This window comes from Rothia mucilaginosa ATCC 25296, assembly GCF_000175615.1.
In the GTDB taxonomy this organism is placed as follows: Bacteria; Actinomycetota; Actinomycetes; order Actinomycetales; family Micrococcaceae; genus Rothia; species Rothia mucilaginosa.
Map to the genome: position 1 here is coordinate 57,777 of NZ_ACVO01000005.1, position 20,463 is coordinate 78,239.

15 protein-coding genes are annotated in these 20,463 nt (G+C 60.3%); 14 read left to right on the top strand and 1 reads right to left on the bottom strand.

The window, feature by feature from the left end:
* Positions 1 to 28: 28 nt before the first annotated feature.
* On the top strand, positions 29 to 397 hold the full coding sequence (locus ROTMU0001_RS01440; RefSeq protein WP_005506572.1) for an Rv2175c family DNA-binding protein: 369 nt from the start codon (positions 29 to 31) through the stop codon (positions 395 to 397).
* 127 nt (positions 398 to 524) lie between these two features.
* Here the strand turns inward: ROTMU0001_RS01440 and ROTMU0001_RS01445 are convergent, their stop codons facing one another.
* Complete coding sequence (locus ROTMU0001_RS01445) at positions 525 to 1,757, bottom strand: polyprenyl synthetase family protein (protein ID WP_005507737.1); 1,233 nt, start codon at positions 1,755 to 1,757, stop codon at positions 525 to 527.
* A 185-nt stretch (positions 1,758 to 1,942) separates the two neighbouring features.
* Here ROTMU0001_RS01445 and dinB point away from each other — a divergent pair, with 185 nt between their 5' ends.
* The 13 genes from dinB to murC all read left to right on the top strand — a co-directional run bounded on the left by dinB (position 1,943) and on the right by murC (position 20,456).
* The gene (gene dinB, locus ROTMU0001_RS01450; RefSeq protein ID WP_005507738.1) at positions 1,943 to 3,337 is read left to right on the top strand and encodes a DNA polymerase IV; all 1,395 of its coding nucleotides are present in this window, start codon (positions 1,943 to 1,945) and stop codon (positions 3,335 to 3,337) included.
* Positions 3,338 to 3,509: 172 nt separating this feature from the next.
* The gene (locus tag ROTMU0001_RS01455) at positions 3,510 to 3,911 is read left to right on the top strand and encodes a DUF3040 domain-containing protein (protein WP_005506566.1); all 402 of its coding nucleotides are present in this window, start codon (positions 3,510 to 3,512) and stop codon (positions 3,909 to 3,911) included.
* A gap of 557 nt (positions 3,912 to 4,468) precedes the next feature.
* Positions 4,469 to 4,900 carry a division/cell wall cluster transcriptional repressor MraZ gene (gene mraZ / locus ROTMU0001_RS01460; RefSeq protein WP_005507741.1) on the top strand — a complete coding sequence of 144 codons (432 nt, stop codon included), beginning with the start codon at positions 4,469 to 4,471 and terminating at the stop codon, positions 4,898 to 4,900.
* A gap of 102 nt (positions 4,901 to 5,002) precedes the next feature.
* Positions 5,003 to 6,067: a 16S rRNA (cytosine(1402)-N(4))-methyltransferase RsmH gene (gene rsmH, locus ROTMU0001_RS01465; RefSeq protein WP_005507742.1), complete on the top strand. Its 1,065-nt coding sequence runs from the start codon at positions 5,003 to 5,005 to the stop codon at positions 6,065 to 6,067.
* Between the two features lie 21 nt (positions 6,068 to 6,088).
* Complete coding sequence (ftsL, locus tag ROTMU0001_RS09235) at positions 6,089 to 7,063, top strand: cell division protein FtsL (protein ID WP_005507743.1); 975 nt, start codon at positions 6,089 to 6,091, stop codon at positions 7,061 to 7,063.
* Positions 7,064 to 7,125: 62 nt separating this feature from the next.
* Positions 7,126 to 8,991 carry a peptidoglycan D,D-transpeptidase FtsI family protein gene (locus ROTMU0001_RS01475; RefSeq protein ID WP_005507744.1) on the top strand — a complete coding sequence of 622 codons (1,866 nt, stop codon included), beginning with the start codon at positions 7,126 to 7,128 and terminating at the stop codon, positions 8,989 to 8,991.
* A 168-nt stretch (positions 8,992 to 9,159) separates the two neighbouring features.
* On the top strand, positions 9,160 to 10,905 hold the full coding sequence (locus ROTMU0001_RS01480) for a Mur ligase family protein (RefSeq protein WP_005507745.1): 1,746 nt from the start codon (positions 9,160 to 9,162) through the stop codon (positions 10,903 to 10,905).
* Positions 10,898 to 12,517 (top strand): UDP-N-acetylmuramoyl-tripeptide--D-alanyl-D-alanine ligase, encoded by a 1,620-nt coding sequence (locus ROTMU0001_RS01485; RefSeq protein WP_005507746.1) that lies wholly within the window; start codon positions 10,898 to 10,900, stop codon positions 12,515 to 12,517. The genes ROTMU0001_RS01480 and ROTMU0001_RS01485 overlap by 8 nt, the downstream gene beginning before the upstream one ends.
* Positions 12,518 to 12,523: 6 nt before the next feature.
* Positions 12,524 to 13,729, top strand: coding sequence for a phospho-N-acetylmuramoyl-pentapeptide-transferase (mraY, locus tag ROTMU0001_RS01490; protein WP_005507747.1), 1,206 nt, complete (start codon positions 12,524 to 12,526; stop codon positions 13,727 to 13,729).
* On the top strand, positions 13,729 to 15,315 hold the full coding sequence (gene murD / locus ROTMU0001_RS01495; protein WP_005507748.1) for a UDP-N-acetylmuramoyl-L-alanine--D-glutamate ligase: 1,587 nt from the start codon (positions 13,729 to 13,731) through the stop codon (positions 15,313 to 15,315). The genes mraY and murD overlap by 1 nt, the downstream gene beginning before the upstream one ends.
* A gap of 148 nt (positions 15,316 to 15,463) precedes the next feature.
* A complete protein-coding gene (locus ROTMU0001_RS01500; protein ID WP_005507750.1) occupies positions 15,464 to 17,644 on the top strand; it encodes an FtsW/RodA/SpoVE family cell cycle protein in 2,181 nt (726 codons plus the stop codon).
* A 212-nt stretch (positions 17,645 to 17,856) separates the two neighbouring features.
* On the top strand, positions 17,857 to 18,957 hold the full coding sequence (gene murG / locus ROTMU0001_RS01505) for an undecaprenyldiphospho-muramoylpentapeptide beta-N-acetylglucosaminyltransferase (protein WP_044141910.1): 1,101 nt from the start codon (positions 17,857 to 17,859) through the stop codon (positions 18,955 to 18,957).
* Positions 18,957 to 20,456 (top strand): UDP-N-acetylmuramate--L-alanine ligase, encoded by a 1,500-nt coding sequence (gene murC, locus ROTMU0001_RS01510; protein WP_044141912.1) that lies wholly within the window; start codon positions 18,957 to 18,959, stop codon positions 20,454 to 20,456. The genes murG and murC overlap by 1 nt, the downstream gene beginning before the upstream one ends.
* The last annotated feature ends 7 nt before the right edge of the window (positions 20,457 to 20,463 follow it).

The window sequence follows — 20,463 nt, forward strand, 5'->3', positions numbered from 1 at the left end:
TACGTGCCAGCTCTGGCACTCTTAAAAGGTGACTAACGAAAATATTGCTCAGACCTTCGCCCTCGTCGGCGATTGGGTAACTATCCCCGAAATTGCGCAGGCCCTCGACCTGAAGGTGACCCGCGTTCACAACCTGATTTCTGACGGTACGCTCATCGCGCTGCGCGACCCGGAAACCAACGTGCGCAAGGTACCCGCACTGTTCATGAACGGTTCGCGAGTACTCGAATCCCTCAAGGGCACCCTCGCTGTCCTGAAGGATTCCGGCTTCAGCGATGAAGAAGCTATCGTGTGGCTGTACACCAGCGACGAGTCCCTGCCCGGCCGTCCCATCGACGCACTGATTGACGGTCGTAAGACTGAAATCCGTCGCCGTGCGCAGGCACTGGCTTGGTAATACCAGCTTGGTAATAGTGGCTCAGTACTATAGCTAAATAGGTTGAGGCGGCATACTTCGGTATGCCGCCTCAACCTATTTAACGTTCTAACTGTGTTGAACCTCTACGCCTTGCGACGTAGCGCATCTATGCCTTGCGGCGCAGAGCACGGCCCACGATATCGGTCAGCGCCGCATGCGTCAGCTCGTCCAGGTTCATCGCCTCCAGTGCCTCAAACACAGCCTGAGACTTCTGCTCAATCAGCTGCTCATGCTTGGCGAAAGCACCCGAAGAAACCATCAGCTCGCGGATGCGCTCCACCTGCTCATCGCTCAGCTCGGGGTCGCCCAAGCTATTGTGCAGAAGCGCCGCGTCCTTCTCGTCGAGGACGGCGGAGGTGAGCGCCACCAGCACGGTACGCTTACCCTCACGCAGGTCATCGCCAGCGGGTTTACCGGTCACCTCGGGCTGGCCGAAGACGCCCAGCTCGTCATCACGCAGCTGGAAACCCTCACCCAGCGGCAGGCCGAACGCACGGTAACCGGCAAGTACCGGGTGCTGCTCGCTCACGGCACTTGCACCGCTCTCCAGCACGGCAGCCTGCAGAGCCAGAGCACCACCAATTGTGAAGGGGTGCTCGCACGAGTACTTGGCGGACTTGAAACGAATCACGTTCAGGGCACGCTGCAGAGCCGCCTGAGCGTCCTCGGTTTCGAGAACCTCGGAGTAGACGTCCAGGTACTGACCCGCCAGAACTTCGGTGCGCATCCGGTCAAAAATAGTGCGCGCAGGAGCGCCATAAATCGCTCCCTCACCCAGGGACGCGAAAACCTCGGCAGACCACGCCATGGTCAGATCGCCGGCAAGGATACCGCCGGTCAGACCATAGTTGAAAGCATCACCGCGCCAACTATTCTGCTCGTGCGCCGCCTCGAAACGCTTGTGCACGGAGGGAGCGCCGCGGCGGGTATCGGAGCGGTCGATAATGTCGTCGTGAATCAGCGCGGAGGTCTGGAACAGCTCCACCGCCATGCCGGCCTTCACAATAGACCAGGACGTGCGGTTCTCGGTTACTGGTGCACCGCCGGCACCTCGCCAACCCCAGTAGCTCAACAGGGCACGCAGGCGCTTGCCGCCGGTGGAGAGAGACTCAATAGCCTCCAGCAGAGGTAGGGTCTCAGAGGAAATGCCCTCGAGCAGCTCGCGCTGGCGGGTAAAAAACTCAGCCATGAGAGTGTCAAAAGCGTGCAGGTAGGATCGCTGCTCTTCAGCAATACGCTCGGCGAGGTGCGCAGAATCCGCCGGGATATTCGGTGCCGCTACGGTGAGGCTCTCGGTCGCCTGGGGAGTGGGTGCTCCGGAAGGAGAAGGGGGAGTCATACTATCCTCGCTGGTGGTCGCTGTGTACGGTCCTGATGCCGTGCGGTGTGCACTTCTTCTAGCTTAGTGGAGAAAAGCCCAAGAGAACGCATTTGCGAACATGTTTACGATATACTACCCCTATTGTTCGTAGAAATGTGCTATATTTTCGGTAGGTGGGCGTAGAAGCTATGAGAGGAGGCGACATGGGGCAGACGCGAACCTGCAAGAACAGCGGCGCAAGGAACGGCCGCGTCATTATGCACCTGGACATGGACGCCTTCTTCGTCAACGTCGAACTCCTCGAAAACCCCGCTCTGCGCGGCGAACCCATTATCGTGGCGCCCCTGGGCCCCCGCTCGGTCGTATGCTCCGCCTCCTACGAGGCGCGCGCTCACGGAGTGCGCTCCGGGATGCCGCTCAGCCGCGCCCGGAACCTCAGCCCCAACGCCACCGTCCTGCCGCTGCGTGGCGACTACCGGCACTACTCCCGCGCCGTCATGGCAATCCTTCATGACCTGAGCCCCTACGTTGAGCAGGTCAGCGTGGATGAAGCCTTCGTGGACCTCACCGGCGCCTACCTGCACGGCCAAGACCCCGTCGCCCTGGCGCAGCGCGCTCGCGACCGCATCGCACAGGAGCTCTCCCTGCCCTCCTCCGCAGGGGTGGCACCCAATAAACTACTCGCCAAAATGGCGTCCACCGGCAGTAAACCGAATGGGCTGTGGGTCATTCCACCCGAGCGCGTTCAAGAATTTCTTGACCCGAGAAAAGTCTCCGACCTGTGGGGAGTGGGTGCGAAGAGTACCGAGCAGCTCTCCCGATACGGTATTCACACCATCGCCCAGATGAGGTCCATGAGCCTGGACTGGCTCAAAGAACGCTTCGGTACCGCCCAGGGCGAGCACCTCTGGGCCATGGCGCGCGGCATTGACGAACGCCCCGTAATCACCGAACGTGAAGAGAAAAGCATGGGTGGCGAGCACACCTTCGAGACGGATACGACCGATGCCCAGGAGGTGAGCGTTGCTATTCGGGAGCTGAGTCTCAAACTGGGAAAGCGCCTGCGATTCGCGGGGAAACTCGCCGGAGGGCTCAGCCTCAAAATTCGCTACAGCACCTTCGAAACGCACACCCGCGCTATCCCACTAAACGTGCCCGTGGACTCCGGCATGCAGATCGCTTCCCTGGTGGTGGAAGCCCTGCGAGCAGATGAAATCGTGGTAGGGCAGGCGGTACCCCGCGCCCTGCGACTCATCGGAGTGCGCGCCGAAAAGCTTGCCCGCGCAGAAGACGGGGTGCAACAAACCCTCTTCGACTCCATCGAGAGCGGGGCAAACCCACGCTCCGCGCAAACCGCCTCCTCGCAAACCGCCTCAGCACAACGAGGCGGAGGGGGAGCGGACAATAGCCCGCAGAACGGTACTCGCTCGGGAGCTGGCGCTCACTCGGGGGCTGGTGCCCGCCTCGTGAAGAGTGGCAGATGGTCCGAGGTTGAGCACGTCATGGACGCGATTCACCGTAAGTACTCACAGGAAAGCCTCAAACCAGCCTCCGGAGTTACCGCGCCCGAGAAGAACATTGACGAAAAGAGGTCATAAAGAGCTTCTGTCCGGAAAAAGAATGCGCCAACCCCACTCCGCGCGGTACGATGGGAAACATACGACCGGAGACATACAGCGGGAAGAAGCGCCCACCGCGCCACCTGATGCACTAGCTAACCCGGCTGATACCGACGTCATCTTGAGTAGCGACACCTCAAAGGAGAAAACGATGGCACTGTCCGAGCGTGAACAGAAGGTTCTGGACCAGCTCGAAGAACTCATGAGCAATGAGGATCCGCACTTTGCCTCCTCCATGTCCTCAACTGGCAATACCGCGCCGGTCTTTAGCGCTCGCCACCTGGCTCTCGGTATTCTCTTCGTTCTTATCGGCCTGGGCATCATTATCGGTGCGGTTGCATCGAATATGATTTGGCTGGGTGTCTTCGGCTTCCTCTTCGCGGCAGGTGGCGTGTACTTTGCGACCACCAGCAAGAAGACCCCGGTAGATTCCTTCCTCGGCGGTAAGGCAGAGGGCGCAGCTCGCGTGCGTCAGCGTGAGCAGAAGGAGCGTTCCTCCTTCATGAATCGTCTGGAGGACCGCTGGGACGAACGCAATAACGGCCAGTTCTAGTACTGCTTTGGTGCAATAGTTTTTCTCACGGCTAGTATTTCTCGTGGCTGAGCATCCGTACTCTCTAGGGTCTTAAGACTTCATCAAGACTTCACAGGCGGAAGGTAAGAATTCTCTTACCTTCCGCTTTTTCTATGCCTGAAATAGTGAAGCGTGGATGCTTTATGAAAGCTGGTAGACGAATCACGCCGATTCCTGAAGCTTGCCCTGTTATTGAGCCTTTACTTGAGCCGGGGTATGGCAGGCATGCTGAGGGTATTACGCTGAGCTGATACGCCCGAAGCTGTGTAGAAGCTGTGCGGCAGCGTTAAAAATGCAGAAGAGAGCATAAAAACACTAAAAGATACTCTGCCGGGTGGGGTAGGTGGTGGAAAGTGGGGTAAAGTGGAGGGGAAAGCTGAAAGTCAGTCCTATCGCCGTGCCCTCAAACAGACGGCGGAGGCGCCGGCCCGGCACACCCCGCCACCGGCACCTACAGGATTCGTGGAGCAACCACGCTCCCGCAGGCTTCAGCACAATGGCACACATCAGGGGCACACATCGGGGAGGTGAAGTGAATGTTCTTAGGTACCTACTCGCCACGAATGGACGCCAAAGGACGCATCATCCTTCCCGCCAAATTCCGTGAGGAACTCTCAGCAGGCCTCGTTCTGACCCGCGGTCAAGAACGATGCCTGTACGTTTTCCCCGCCGCAGAATTTGAACGCATCCACGAGCGGATGCGCACCGCGCCCCTGCCCGGACGAGCCGCCCGAGACTTCCTGCGAGTCTTCCTCTCAGGAGCCTCAGACGAACTGCCCGACAAGCAGGGACGCATCACCATCCCGCCGATACTGCGCCAATACGCAGGACTGACCGACAACCTCGTCGTCATCGGATCCGGAACCCGCGCAGAAATCTGGGATGCAGCCGCCTGGGAGGAATACCTCGCCCGCACCGAAGCTGAATTTGCCTCCCTCGACGAGGACCCGTTCAGCCCGCTGCTCTAACCGGCTTTGCCGGTGTAGCAGCTACCACCCGGCATCTCTCTATCACCACCGCACCACTCTTCCGTAAACCTTCCCGCAGGACAAACTCTCACAGGAGCACCCATGAGCGTAGACCACGCCCCCGAAACCGGTACGACCGCATCCGGCGCTGCCGCCAAGGTCACCGGCGCATCCATTGAGAACCTCTCCCAGCGTGAAGCCAGCGAACGTCACGTGCCCGTCATGCTGGACCGCTGCATTAACCTGCTGGCACCCGGCATTGAACGCGCCGTTGAGGAGCGCGGCACCGCCTACGTTATTGATGGCACCCTCGGCATGGGCGGTCACTCCGAGGCGCTGCTTGAACGCTTCGAAAACCTTGTACTCATCGGCATTGACCGCGACCTGCAAGCGCACGCCATCGCCGGTGAGCGCCTGGCGCGCTTCGGTGACCGATTCGTGCCCGTCCACGCCGTCTACGATGAGATTGACCGCGCTATGGAAACCGCAGGCGTGCAGGGTATTGATGGCATCCTGATGGACCTAGGCGTCTCCTCCATGCAGCTGGACGAACGCACCCGAGGCTTCGCCTACTCCTACGACGCACCCCTGGACATGCGCATGAACTCCGAAGACGAGCTCACCGCCCGCATCGTCGTCAACGAATACAGCGAAGATCAGCTACGCCGCATTATCCGCAATTGGGGCGAAGAGAAGTTCGCATCGCGTATCGCCCGCGCCATCTGTACCGCCCGCGCCAACGCACCCCTGGAAACCACCGGTGAGCTCGTGCGCATTATCCAGAAGGCTGTGCCAGTCGCCGCGCAGCGTACCGGCGGCCACCCCGCCAAGCGTACCTTCCAGGCGTTGCGTATCGAAGTGAACCACGAACTGGAAGCCCTCGAACGCGCCGTACCGGCAGCCCTGGAGGCGCTCAACCTCGGCGGCCGATTCGTCGCCATGAGCTACCACAGCCTCGAAGACAAAATCGTCAAGAGGGCACTGACCGCAGAGGCAACCTCCAAGGCACCCAAGGGCTTCCCGGTAGAGCTTGAAGAGCACAAGCCCACCGTCAAAATCATTACCCGCGGCGCCGAACCGCCTACCGACGAGGAAATCGAACAGAACTCTCGCGCCGCCAGCGCCAAGTTGCGCGCCGCCGAGAAGATCCGCATCCCCGCCAAGTAGAAGAATAGAAAGCGAAGAAGAGTGAGCACCCAGCACGCATCCCCGCGCCCCACCCGCGCCCAGGGCGCCCCGCGGAGTCGACGCGCCGGTTCCTCGCGCCCTGCCGCCGGCACCCCCGGCGCCGTTGGCTCTACCCGCGCATCCTCTACTGGTGGTTCTACCGGGGCGAGCCGCGCCTCCACTCGAGCCCACTCCGGTCGTACCCGCACCGCGCGTCTGGAGCCGGTCACCGCATCCCAGCCGGTGGTCCGCCCCGTCAGCACCGCAGCATCGCACGGCGGTAAGCGCACCTCGACGAATGCGAGCCGTGTGCCCTCGAGCGTTCGTGCGGCAGCCCGCACCGAAGAGCCCCGCGAGGAGAAGCCGAAGTCGCGTCACCCGCTCTCGACCGTGCGCCGCCGAGCCCGTAAGCTCAGCCCGCCCACCATGCTCGCTGTTTTTGCGGCAATCCCGCTGACCCTGGTCTTTATTCTGTTGCTCAACGTGCTGATTGTGACCCGACAGTACGACATGGTGGATTTGCGCGCGCAGGAGCAGCAGCTTGTGCAAGAAAACCAGGCTCTGCAGCAGGAGATTGGCTTCAAGGAAGCTCCGCAGGATTTGGCGATACGCGCCAGTACCCTGGGCATGTTTGTGAGCTCTTCGCAGGCGACCCTGAACCTGCAGTCCTCCACGATTGAGGGCACCCCCGCCCCGGTGGCAAGCCCGACCGGTGCTGAGGGAAACAAGCAGGAGAACCTGATTTCGCCTCCGGCAGCTGGATCGAACGAAAGCTACGCCAAGGGCATCGTGGATGCGGATAAGTCCGTTCAGCAGCGCCACGGCCAGGCGAGCGCGGCGGCTAAGGCATCTGCAAGCGCCTCGGTAAGCCCCGCTCAGCAGGCCAACCCCACTCAGCAGGCTAACCCGACCCAGCCTGCACCGAGTGCCTCGGCTAGCTCTGCTACCGCACCGAGCGCCGCTCAGCAGCCCGCAGCAAGCCAAGCTGCACGATAAACAATATTGACCACAGGATGCGTAGCATCACCGATAGACTAGACCAGCGAAAGGACCACCGCATGAGCTCCGACGCGCGTAAGAACGCGAACGAATCGGCATCCGGTCAGCCGGATCTGACCCGCCGTGGCTTCGTCGCAGGCGCCGCAGCCACCTGCGCTCTGGGCGTTATCGGTGCGAACCTGTTTATCCGTCAGGGCTTTGACCCCGGTGCGGTGGCGAATGCGTCCCGTCAGAAGCGTCTGCGCTCGCAGGTGCTGCCTGCTGTGCGTGGCCAGATTCTCGATATCAACGGTAACGTTATGGCGCGTACCGTGCAGCGTTATAACCTGACCGCAGATCAGAGCGCCGTGGCGACCTTCAAGCGTTACAACGAGGACCGCACCCAGAAGATTGAGGTCACCCCCAACCAGCTGGTGTACGAGATGGTCGATATTCTCAAGACCGTTGACCCGGGCATTACCGACGAGTTCATCAAGTCCAAGCTGGACGGCACCTCCAAGTACTCGGTGATTAAGGCAAATATCACCCCGGAAATTTTCAATAAGATTGATGCTCTGGGTGCGCCCTTCATCTACGGTGAGGCATTCTCCCAGCGCCTGTACCCCAACGGTAGTGTGGGTGGCTCCGTGGTCGGCAAGTACAACATTGTTGAAGAGGCTGACGGCAACGGCAAGGGCGGCACGGTGTCCCGTAACTTCTCGGTGGGCATTGAGCGTGTCTTCGAGAAGGAGCTTGCCGGTACCCCCGGTGAGCGTACCTACGAGATTAGTGCTGATGGTGTGCGTATCCCCGTGGCGAAGGAAGAGCAGCGCCTGGCGGTGGACGGTAAGAATATTCGTCTGACCATTAACCGTGATGTGCAGTATTTTGCGCAGCAGGTGGTACGTGCCCGCGCTGAGGAGCTGAAGGCTGAATGGTGTACCGCCATTGTTATGGATGTGCGTGACGGCTCCATTTTGGCTCTCGCTGATTCCTCTACGATGGACCCGGGTGCGGCAACCATTGAGGATGCGGCGGACATGACTCCGCGCGCTATTTCGCAGAACGTGGAGCCCGGTTCGACCGAGAAGATGCTGACTTCTTCGGCGCTGATTGAGCAGGGCCTGACGACTCCGACTAGCGTGTATGATGTGCCCGCGACCCTCACGATTGACGGCCAGACTTTCAAGGACGCGTTTGAGCACGGGGCGCAGCGGCGTACTTTCTCGGGCATTATTACGGACTCGATGAACACCGGTACGGTGCTGGTTGGTCAGAAGCTCAGCAAGGAAGAGCGCTACAACTGGTTGAAGAAGTACGGCGTCGGTGAGTTTACCGGCATTGAGCTGACCGGTGAGCAGCAGGGCCTGATCGCCGATTGGCGTGATTGGGACGGCCGTCAGCAGTACACGGTGCTGTTCGGTCAGGGCGTTGCGCAGACTCCGCTGCAGACCGCCATGATTTTCCAGGCGCTGGGCAATAAGGGTGTTCGTCTGAAGCCGCGCATTGTGGACGCGATCATTGACGCGGACGGTACCGAACATAAGCGTGCCGTGGAGCCTGGCGAACGCATGGTGAGTGAGCAAACTGCCGCCTCCTGTCTGACTCTCATGGAGAACGTGGTGGAGCAGGGCCATGCCCGTCCGGCGAAGGTGACCGGCTACCGCGTGGGCGGTAAGACCGGTACCGCGGAAGCTCCGAGTGAGAAGGGCGGCTACGACGGCAACACGACCTCCTTTATTGGTGTGGCGCCGATTGAGAACCCGCAGTTCTTGGTGGCGGTGACCATGCAGCGTCCTGAAGGTAGCGTGGGTACGAACGGTACGACGGCTGAGTTCTCCAAGATTATGGAGAAGACTCTGCACACCTATAATGTGCCGCGTTCTACCGGTGAACCGGAGTTGATTCCGCTTTTTGCTGAGGATAGCCCCAATAAGACGAGCTAAAGGTGAGCGGGGGAGAGGCGCCCGGTAGCTGATTCGTGATGAAGAAGCGCCGGTACTGAACACCTGTCGAAGCCTAAAGACCGTAGAATATTGAATGACCCTGTGTGCCTTGAGCGCATTGACCATACAGAGCTCACCGCTTCGGACAGCGGAGAGGAAAGAAGGACGATGGATACCGCATCTCACGCACCCGGCCAGAACCTGCTGGGCGGCGACGCTCAGACTCTGCGCCCGAATTCTGTGCACCCGGTGAGTTTGGCGCACCTTCGCGAACATCTGCAGGGCTTGGGCGCTCAGGTGAGTTCCCAGCCGGCTAGCGGCGTTCAGGGTTCTGAATCTGGTGAATCCGTTGAGGTCACTGGTATCAGCATGGACTCCCGAGGCGTTCGCCCGCAGGACCTGTACGTGGCTCTGCCCGGTGCGAAGGTGCACGGTGCGCAGTTTGCTGAGGCTGCGTTGAAGCTGGGTGCTTCCGCTATTTTGACGGATGCTGCCGGTGCGCAGCTGCTGGGTGAGGCGCCGGTGCCTGTCCTGGTGACTGAGAACCTGCGTGAGTATGTCGGTCCGTTGGCGGCGCTGATTTATGGTTCGGCGTCGTTCCCCGCTACCCACCGTTACGCGGTGACCGGTACGAACGGTAAGACCACCTCCACCTACATGTTGGAGTCGGTGTTCCGCACCGGCCTGGGTGTGAAGACGGGTCTGATTGGCACTATTCAGATTCTGATTGATGGTGTGTCGGTTCCTTCGAAGATGACCACCCCGGAGTCTCCTCACGTGCATTCTCTGCTGACGATTATGGGTCAGCATCAGGTGCGTTGCGCGGCGATGGAGGTGTCTTCGCACGCGATTGATTACCACCGTGTGGACGGCGTGAAGTATGCGGTTGCTGGCTTCACGAACCTGACCCAAGACCACCTGGATCTGCACGGCACCATGGAGCATTACTTTGAGTCGAAGGCGCAACTGTTCACTCCTGAGCGTGCTGAGCTTGCGGTGATTACTGCTGATGACGAGTGGGGCGAGAAGATGTTCTCCGCCGCTTGCGAGCAGATGGGTGCGCAGCAGGTGCACCGCCTGGTGACTGCTCGCGGTGCCGGTCTGGCTGAGGTGCCCGCAGAGTTTGGTGCCCGCGACTGGGCTGTGGTGAAGGTTCAGCGTGAAGGCCTGGGCCACCGCTTCCACGTGGCTAATGGCGTCGGTGAGAGCGTTGAATGCTACACCGGTCTGCCCGCTGACTTTAACGTTTCGAATGCTGCGCTGGCGGCTCTCATGGCGTACCTGGACACTGACTCCGCTGAGCGTGAGCGCCTGCTGCCTGAGCTGGCGTCCGGTTCGGCCCTGACTCCGGTGGTTCCGGGCCGTATGCAGCTGATTTCCTTGGCTCCGCACGCGATTGTGGACTTTGCACACAACCCGGACGGTCTGACCCGCGCTCTGGAGGCAATGGACCGCCCCGGCGACGGTAAGGTCATGATTGTTTTCGGCGCGACCGGTGAGCGTGACCAGCTCAAGCGCCCGATTATGGGTGCGATTGCGGCACAGTACGCAGATATTGTGGTTGTGACTGATGACGACCCGCACGGTGAGGCGCCCGAGCCGATTCGTGCCGCCGTTGAGGAGGGCGCGCAGAAGGCTGAGAACCGCCGAGCCACCCAGATCCTGAATATTTCTCCGCGTGCCGCCGCTATTGATGCGGCAATTGCCCTGGCGGGCGAGCATGACGCCATCCTGATTGCTGGCCGCGGCCACGAAACCGAACAGGATGTTGACGGCGTGGATATCGCCCTGGACGACCGCGTTGAAACCGCCCGTGCCCTGCGTGCGCACGGTTTCGAGATTCTGCCTGACTACCAGCGCATGCTCGATGAAAGTGACTCTAAGATCGCTGAAAGTATGGTGAAGAATGATTAAGCTCAGCGCCGCCCAGATTATTGAGGCAACCGGCGGCACCGCTATCGGCCTGGAGGGCCGTGAGGAGCAGGTGTTCGCAGACTTCGCCACCACCGACTCCCGCGAGGTGCAGACCGGTACCCTGTTCGTGGCGAAGCCCGGTGCGGTCACTGACGGCCACAGGTTCATCCCCATGGCATTTGAGAGGGGCGCGACCCTGGCGCTGGTCGAGCGTGAAGTACTCGACGAGCAGGGCGTGCCCTACCCGAGCATCCAGGTGCCCGATGTGGTGCTGGCGATGGGCGATTTGGCGCGCTACTCCATTGAGCAGATGCGCGCTCAGGGTGAGCTGACCGTTATCGGCATTACCGGTTCTGCCGGTAAGACCACCACCAAGGACCTTCTTGCCGCCATTTTCACCCCGGAGGGCCCGACCGTTGCCCCGGTCGGCTCCTACAACAGTGAGGTGGGCGTGCCCCTGACCGTTTTCCGTGCGGATGAGTCCACCCGCTACCTGGTCATTGAGATGGGTGCCGACCACGTGGGCAACATCGAGTACCTGGCGAATATTGCGCACCCTGATCACGGCGCAATCCTGAAGGTTGGTACCGCGCACGCTGGCGAGTTCGGCGGCGTGGACAATATTGAGCGCACCAAGGGTGAGCTGGCTGAGGGCGTTCAGCCGACCGGCTCCCTGGCTCTGAACGCTGACGATGAGCGCGTGCTACGCATGGCGTCGCGTTCGGTTGCACCCATTACGTACTTCGGCGTGGGCGAGAAGACCGGCGCGAACGGTCAGCCCTACGAGCGTTACGTGGCGGCACTGAATCTGCGCACCACCGATGCCGGTTGCCCCGAGTTCACTCTGCGCCTGCCTGACGGTAGCGAGTACGAGATTTCCTCGCAGCTGATCGGTGAGCACCACGTGCACAACCTGCTGGCTGCGGCGACTGTCGCCTACAACAGCGGTATTTCCGGTGAGAAGATTGCTCGCGCGCTCAATAAGGCAGCGGCAGCTTCGAAGTGGCGTATGGCTCGTACCGACCGCGCCGATGGCGTGACCGTCATTAACGACGCCTACAACGCGAACCCTGAGTCGATGGCGGCTGCACTGCGCACTCTGGCGCAGCTGGGCCGCACCGTTGACCCTGCGACCGGTCAGCCGCACCGCACCTGGGCTGTTCTGGGCGCCATGCTGGAGCTCGGTGACGCCTCCGTGGAGGAGCACGACCGCATCGGCCGCCTCGTGGTGCGCATGAACATTTCCAAGCTGATTGCTGTGGGCGACGAGACGAAGCCCACCTACAATGCGGCTCACCTGGAAGGCTCCTGGGGTAATGAAGCGACCTGGGTGAAGACCCCGGAAGAGGCAGAGCAGATTCTGCGCGCCGAGGTCCGCCCCGGCGACATTGTGCTCTTCAAGTCCTCGAACGGCGCGAAGCTGGGCATTCTGGGTGACCAGGTTGCTTTCGCTGAGTACACCTTCGGCGCTGAGGAAGAGCAGGCACCGACCTGGCTTTCTGCCGGTGACTTTGTTGAAACCACCGATTTGAGCGACCACCTTGCCGCTCACCTGGACGGCGCCGCTAACGACGACCGTACTTCGACCGAACAGACCACGAACGAAGGGTAGCGCTTTATGATTACCGTGCTGATTGCTGGAATCTTCGGATTCCTCATCTCCCTCACCGCGCTGCCGGTGTTCATCAAGAAGATGAAGTCCCTCAAGCTCGGCCAGCTCATCCGTGAGGAAGGCCCGGCGGCCCACCAGCATAAGGCGGGCACCCCCACCATGGCGGGTCTGATCTTCATCCCCGCGGCGATTCTCGCCTACTTCTTGACCCTGGCGGTGAGCGCGCTGCTCTTCGGTACCGCGCCGGTACCGACCGCTACCGCGTGGCTGACCATCGCCTTCACCCTGGGCATGCTCGGTGTGGGCGCGGCGGACGACATCATGAAGTTCCGCAATAAGGGCAACGAGGGCCTGACCGAGAAGCAGAAGACCATTGGTCTTCTGGGCGTGACCCTGCCCTTCGCGTACCTGGCGTTCCAGTTCCCGAATGAGTCGGGTGCTCGTCCGGCGTCGACCGCTATCTCTTTCGTACGTGACCTGCCCATTGACCTGTTCGCGGCGGGTGCGGTTTTCGGCTCCATCCTGCTGGTTGGTTGGATTACCCTCATCTCCCTGTCCGGTACGAACGCTGTGAACTTCACCGATGGTCTGGACGGCCTGGCTGGCGGCATCATGATGACCATCTTCTCCGGCTACCTGACCATCAGCATCTGGCAGTACGTGCACGCCTGCTCCGCTGGCGCTGGCACCGCCTGCTACGATGTGCGCGACCCCGGTTCGCTGGCGCTGATTGCTGCTTCCCTGGTGGGTTCGCTGGCTGGCTTCCTCTGGTGGAACGTGTCGAAGGCACAGATCTTCATGGGCGACTCCGGCTCCCTGGCATTGGGCGGCGCAATGGTTGCTTTCGCACTGTTCACCCGCACCGAGCTGCTTCTGCTGGTCATCGCTCTGATTCCCGTGCTGGAAGTGTTCTCTGTGATTGTGCAGAAGTTCGTGTTCAAGACCAGCCGTAAGCGTTCGGTGGCAGCGGGGGAGAAGCCCCTACACGCGCACCGTTACTTCCGTATGACCCCCTTCCACCATCACATGGAGAAGGTCGGCGTCAACGGCAAGTACTCAATTGATAAGCGAGGCATTGCCCCCGGTACCGTCAGCAGCGGCGAAGTGAACTCCGTGTTCCGCCTCTGGGTTGTTAATGCCCTCTGCGTGCTCGTTGCCCTGGCGCTGTTCTTCGGTGACTGGTTCTCGCAGACTTCTGGAGTGATTCACTAATGTCAACTATTGAACAGCCGGATGCAGCTCGCATTGAGGCGGTTGCCGCCGCTATTGCGGTGAACCCGGTGTATGAGAACGAGCGCCTCGCGGAGCTGACTCACTGGGGTGCGCCCTGGGCTAACCTGCGCGTGGTCGTGGTGGGTATGGGCACCAGCGGCGACGCTGTGACCGACGTGCTTGCCCAGCTGGGCGCGAAGATCGTTGTCATCGACGGCGCGGATACTCCGGAGAAGCGTGAGCGCATCGAGATTTACAAGAACGCGTACGGCCCGGTTGAGGGCCTGTTCGGTCCCGAGCACATGCGTGCCCTGCCCCTGGTGGACGGTCAGGAACCCGAGCTTGTGGTGACCTCTCCGGGTGTGCGTCCCGACCACCAGGTGATGCTGGACGCTTATGAGCGCCGTATCCAGATTTGGGGCGATGTTGAGCTGGCATGGCGTTTAAACGAGCGTAGTGGCCTGCCGACCCCCAAGTGGCTGTGCCTGACCGGTACGAACGGCAAGACCACTACCGTGGGTATGGTCGATTCCGTCCTGAAGGCTGCCGGTAAGAAGTCTATTCAGGTGGGTAACGTGGGCATGCCCATCGTGTACGCCATTGCCGATGATGAGCCCTATGAGTTCTTCGCGGTGGAGCTGTCCAGCTTCCAGCTGCACTGGACCCATTCGATGTCCCCGTACGCTTCGGTGGTTCTGAACATTGCTGAGGACCACGTGGACTGGCACGGTTCGTTCGAGCGTTACAAGGCTGATAAGGCTCGCGTGTACGAGCACACTCAGGTTGCCTGCATCTTCAACACCGACCATGTGGACACCCTGCGCATGGTTGAGAACGCGGACGTTATTGAGGGCGCTCGCGCGATTGGCTTCAGCTCCACTGAGATGCCTGCCGTGTCGATGCTCGGCCTGGCTGAGGACATCATGGTGGACCGCGCCTTCTTGAAGAACCGTTACAACGAGGCGTATGAGCTGGCGGTTCTGGAGGATTTGGCTCCGGCTCCCGGTAAGATGCCTGCGAAGCACACCGTGGAGAACGCTTTGGCGGCTGCGGCTCTGTGCCGTGCGGCTGATATTGACCCGAAGGCTGTGGGCGCTGGCCTGCGTTCCTTCAAGACCGGTGCGCACCGTAACCAGCTGGTGGGTTACGCAAACGACATCATGTGGGTGAACGATTCGAAGGCTACGAATCCTCACGCCGCGAACGCGTCGATGAGCGGCTACCCCTCGCTGGTGTGGATTGCTGGCGGCCTGTCGAAGGGCGTTGAGTACGATGAGCTGATTGTTGCCCACGCGCAACGTCTGAAGGCTGTGCTGATTATCGGTACCGATACTGCGGCGTTGAAGTCGGCATTGGCTAACCACGCTCCGCAGGTTCCGACCTACAATATGACCGCCGCTGTGGCTGATTCTTCGGACGGCGTTGCCGTGATGAACGCGGCCGTTGCGAAGGCTGCTGAGCTGGCGCATCCGGGGGATACCGTGCTGATGGCTCCCGCGTCTGCGTCGATGGACCAGTTCAAGAATTATGCGGTGCGCGGTGATGCGTTTGCGAACGCTGTAGCCGCCCAGCTGGCTGATTCTTAGGACGTTACCTGCAGGGGCGTCTCGGGTAACCGGGGTGCTTTCTGCGGGTTCTTCTCAGGGGTGGGATGGTAACGGTGTCCCACCCCTGAACCTTTTTCGTGTATTCGCCACGACGGATCCGTGGCAGTTGAGGCCTATAGGAGGGCATGTGAGTACCAGCGCATCTTCGGAGCGTTCGGCTTCTTCGGCGCGTTCGACCGCGAGTGGTCGTTGGGCGTCTTTGCGAGCCGGTTTGGAGGATTTCTCAGCGCCGTTCCGTGCTCGTGCCGGTAGGTTGTACCGTCGTGGTTTGAAGGCTGACCTGTGGGATGTGCCGGTGATGTTGCTGGTGACGACCCTGGGTCTGGCTATTTTTGGCTGCATTATGGTGTTGTCGGCTTCGAGCGTCACGATGATTTCGCAGGGCCAGTCGCCGTTCTCGCAGGTTTCGTCTCAGATCATGTTCTTGGTCCTTGGCGTGATTGCGATGGCGGGTATTACGCGTATTCCGGTGGGCGTTTACCACAAGAAGTTTGTGGTGTATGCGATGCTGGCTACCGCTTTGGTCATGCAGCTTGCTGTGGTGGTTGTCGGCGTTGAGGTGAACGGTAACCGTAACTGGTTGAAGCTTGGCCCGGTGCAGATTCAGCCGTCGGAGTTTTCGAAGCTGGCGATTATTATGTGGCTGGCGTGGGTGTATAGCCGCCACGGCGATATTTCTCGCAGTATTTGGCGCACGCTGTTCCCCTCGATTTATGGTGTGGGTGCCCTGGTGCTGCTGATTATGCTCGGTGGCGATATGGGTACCGCCATGGTGTATGGCTTCATCTTTGTGGGCATGATGTGGCTGGCGGGTGCTTCTCGCAGCTCGCTGCTGAAGATTGGCGGCGCGTTTGCGGCGTTGGCGCTGGTGGGTGTGCTCAGTAGCGCGAACCGTGTGGCTCGTATTTTCGGTATTTGGGGCTCGTGCACGAACGCTAACTGTGACCAGGCGAATTCTGGTGAGGTGGCGCTGACGACCGGTGGCTTCTTGGGTGTTGGTCTGGGCCAGTCGCGCCAGAAGTATAACTACCTGGCTGAGGCGCATAACGACTATATTTTCGCCATTATTGGTGAGGAGCTGGGTCTGCTGGGTACGCTGGCGGTTCTGCTGCTGTATGTGGGCCTGGTGTATTGCGCGGTTCGTATTATGCTGCGTACTACTGATCCGCTGGTGCGTTTGGCTACGGGCGGCATCATGATTTGGTTGACCTCTCAGGCGATTATCAATATGGGCATGGTGTCCCGTATTTTGCCGGTGATTGGTGTGCCTTTGCCGTTTGTCTCCTATGGTGGTTCGTCGCTGTTGTCCTCGTTGTTTGCGGCGGGTTTGTTGTTGGCGTTTGCGCGGCAGACTCCGTTGCGTGGCGCGACGAAACCGTCGAATATTGAGACCCAGAGCGCGCGTGAGGTTCGTCGTGCGAATGCTGAATGGCAGCGTCGTACGCCGTTGCAGGATGTGCTGAATCAGGAAGAGGCTGCTCGTGCGGCTGCTGGTGGTCACCTGTTGAAGGAACATAATCCTTTGAAGGTTGTTTTCGGTCCGGAGAGCACGTTGCGCCGCTGGTTGGGTTTTGCGCCGGATCAGCAGCGTGAGTTGTCTCGTATGGCTCGTGAGCAGCGGAAGGAGCAGGAGCGCCAGGCTCGGGAGAAGGTTCGTCGTGAGAAGGAACAGGCTCGCCAGGAGGCGGCGCAGGCTCGAGAAGAGGCGCGTCGTGCTCGTGAGGAGGCGCGTCTGGCTCGTGAGGAAGCTGCCCGTGTGAAGGCCTCGCAGAAGGCTGAAGCTCAGAAACAGAAGGCCTCGCAGAAACCTGCACCGAAGAAACCTGCACCGCAGAAGCCTGCACCGAAGAAGGTAGCTCCGCAGAAAGCTCCCGCTCAGCCGCGTACCGGCCAGCAGGTTCGTGTTGCCCAGAAGAGTACTGCCTCTACTCGAGCGGCACAGGGTAAGCCTGCTCAGACTCGTACTGCTCAGCCCCGTACCGCTCAGCAGCCTGCTGCTCAGAAACCTGCTGCTCAGAAACCCGCTACTCAGAAGCGAGTGCAGCAGCCTCGTGCTACTCAGCCCCGTAGCGCACAGCACCGTCCGTCGGGTTCGCTACCTGCGGGTCTGCAGCCGCTGCATCCTGAGGACCGTCAGCGTCGAGCCCAGCGACAGGGTAATCCTCGACAGGGCACTCAACGTCAGGCAGCGTCGCGACAGGGCACTCAGGCAAAGGGCACTCAGAAGAACGGTGCTCAGCAGGCGCAGCGTCCGGCTCAGGGCGCGGCTCGGAACTCGGCTCAGCGCGGCACCCGCAAGCAGGGCTAAACCCCGCGGAACCCGCTCCGTGAAGCCTGCATATCGGGGGGGCTGACATTCGGGGGAACGAGCTGCGGTTCGTGTCTCTACCCGTGATGAATATGCGCTGAATATAAGATAAAGCCCTCGCTATTGAGTTGTAGCTCAATGGCGGGGGCGCTCTTTTGAACAGGTGCGATAGCGTAAAATGATGCTGTACCGATGTGTTGGGAGAAAGACCTATGACGAAGAAGGCGCCCTCTATAGTCTTCGCCGGTGGTGGCACCGCCGGTCATATTAATCCGATGCTCGCGATTGCGCGTGCGGTTCGTGATCTTGAACCGAACGCTAAGATTCTGATGCTGGGCACTGCGGATAAGATGGAAGCCGAGCTGGTTCCGGCAGCTGGTTTCGATATTGAGTTCATCCCTCGTGCAGCGTTCCCTCGTAGCATTAACCGTGCCGCTTTGGCTTTCCCCGCTAAGTTCTTTGGTGGCCTGTCGAAGACCCGCCGCATCCTCAAAGAAGCAGATGCAGACGTGGTTGTTGGCGTGGGTGGCTACGTGTGCCCGCCGGCGTACCTGTCGGCGTTGAGCGCTAAGATTCCCGTGGTGATTCATGAGGCGAATGCGAAGCCCGGTTTGGCGAACCGCCTGGGTGGTACGTTTGCGGAGTTCACCGGTGTGGCGTTCCCTAATACTCCTTTCCCGCGTGCAACCCTGGTGGGTATGCCGATGAAGGATGAGATTGCCTACCTGAACCGTGAGGCGCACCGTTCGAAGGCTCGCCGTAACCTGGGCTTGGACCCGCAGAAGCCGACCGTGATTGTGACGGGCGGTTCGCTGGGTGCGTTGAGCCTGAATAATGCGGTGGCGGCGTGCCGTGACCACTTTGCGGAGTGGGACTTCCAGATTCTGCATATTACCGGTAAGGGTAAGACTGTTCTGGATGAGAATGGTGAGCCGCTGAGTGCGCCGAATTACCGTCAGATTGAGTTCAGCAACGGCATGCAGGATGTGTATGCAGCCGCTGATCTTCTGCTGGTGCGTGCGGGGGCGGCGACCGTCAGTGAGGTTGCTGCGGTGGGTGTTCCCGCGATTTTTGTGCCGCTTCCTATTGGTAATGGTGAGCAGGCTCTGAATGCTCGTTCTCTGGTGGAGGCATCTGCGGCTCTGCTGGTGAAGGATGCAGAGGTCACCGGTGAGTGGTTCGCCCGTGAGATTCCGGCTCTTATGGCGAACCCGGAGGAGCTGGAGCGCATGGGCGCTGCGGCGTATGAACTTGGTATCCGTGACGCGGCACGCGTTATGGCTGAAGCAGTATTGAAGGCAGCTGAGAAGTAATGACTGAATTGATGAATCTTGAGATGGTGCTGCCGGCACCGCTGAACCCGCCGTTCCCTGAGCGTGCGAAGATGAGCGAGTTGGGCCGTGTGCACTTCATCGGTATTGGTGGCGCGGGTATGAGCGCTATTGCCGCGCTGATGCTGCAGGCTGGTGCGACGGTGAGCGGTTCTGATCGTGCGGAGTCGGCTACTGTTGAGTCTTTGCGTGCTGCGGGTGCTCGTGTGGGTGTTCCTCAGCAGGCTGAGAACATTGTGGACGTTGATACCGTGGTGATTTCTACTGCGATTCGTGAGGATAACCCGGAGCTTGTTGCCGCTCGTGCGCAGGGTCTGCGTGTGCTGCATCGTTCTGAGGCGCTTGCCGCTGTGATGGGTGAGTCTCAGGTGGTTGCTGTTGCCGGTACTCACGGTAAGAGCACGACGAGCTCCATGATTTCTGTGATGTTTGATCAGCTGGGTGCGCAGCCGTCCTTCGCGGTGGGTACTGTGATTGCTGGTCGCGGCACGAACGCGCACCTGGGCGCTCAGGGCCCGGAGACGATTTTTGTGGCTGAGGCTGATGAGTCGGACGGCTCGTTTGTGCGTTACTGCCCGGCTATTGCTGTGGTGACGAATGTTGAGCCGGACCACCTGGATTTCTATGAGACGGATGAGCGTGTCTTTGAGGCGTTCAACCGTTTTGTGGGTTCGCTGGCGCCTAACGGTGTTGTGGTGACCTGTGCTGATGATGCGGGCGCGGCTGATTTGGCGGCTCGTTCTCGTGCGGCGGGTGTGCCCGTGGTGACTTATGGTGAGGCGGCGGATGCTGACTTGCGTATTAGCGAGATTACCAGCGCTGGTTCTTCCTCGTCGTCGCACCTGTCGTGGTCTTTTGAGTGCCGCGGTGTGCGTTATGAGGGTGAGCAGGATCTTGCTCTGAAGGTGCCCGGTATCCACAACCAGTTGAACGCTTCGGCTGCTTTTGCGTCGGCGTTGATTTCTGGTTACGAGGCTGCTGATATTGCTCGCGCGCTGGCTGATTTCGTGGGTGCTGACCGCCGTTTCACCCTGCGCGGTGAGGTTGCCGGCGTGAAGGTCTTTGACGACTACGCGCACCACCCGACCGAGGTGTTCCGTGCTTTGCAGACCGGTCGTACCGTGGCTGATGGCCATAACCTGTACGTGATTTTCCAGCCGCACCTGTTCTCGCGTACTCGCGAGTTCGCGAAGGAGTTTGCGCAGGCCCTGTCGATGTCTGATCGTGCTCATGTGCTGGATATTTACCCGGCTCGTGAGCTGCCGATTGAGGGTGTGACCAGTGAGCTGATTACCGGTGCTGGTTTCTCTGAGGTTCGTTACGCTACCGCTGAGAGTGCAATTGAGGATATTGTGGCGTGCGCTCAGGACGGCGATATTGTGATGACCGTTGGCGCTGGCGATGTGACCGCTTTGGGTGCGCGTCTGCTGGAGTCCCTGGAAATCCGTCACGGCGGCGAGTCGAAGAAGTCGGAGGCTTAGGCTGTGC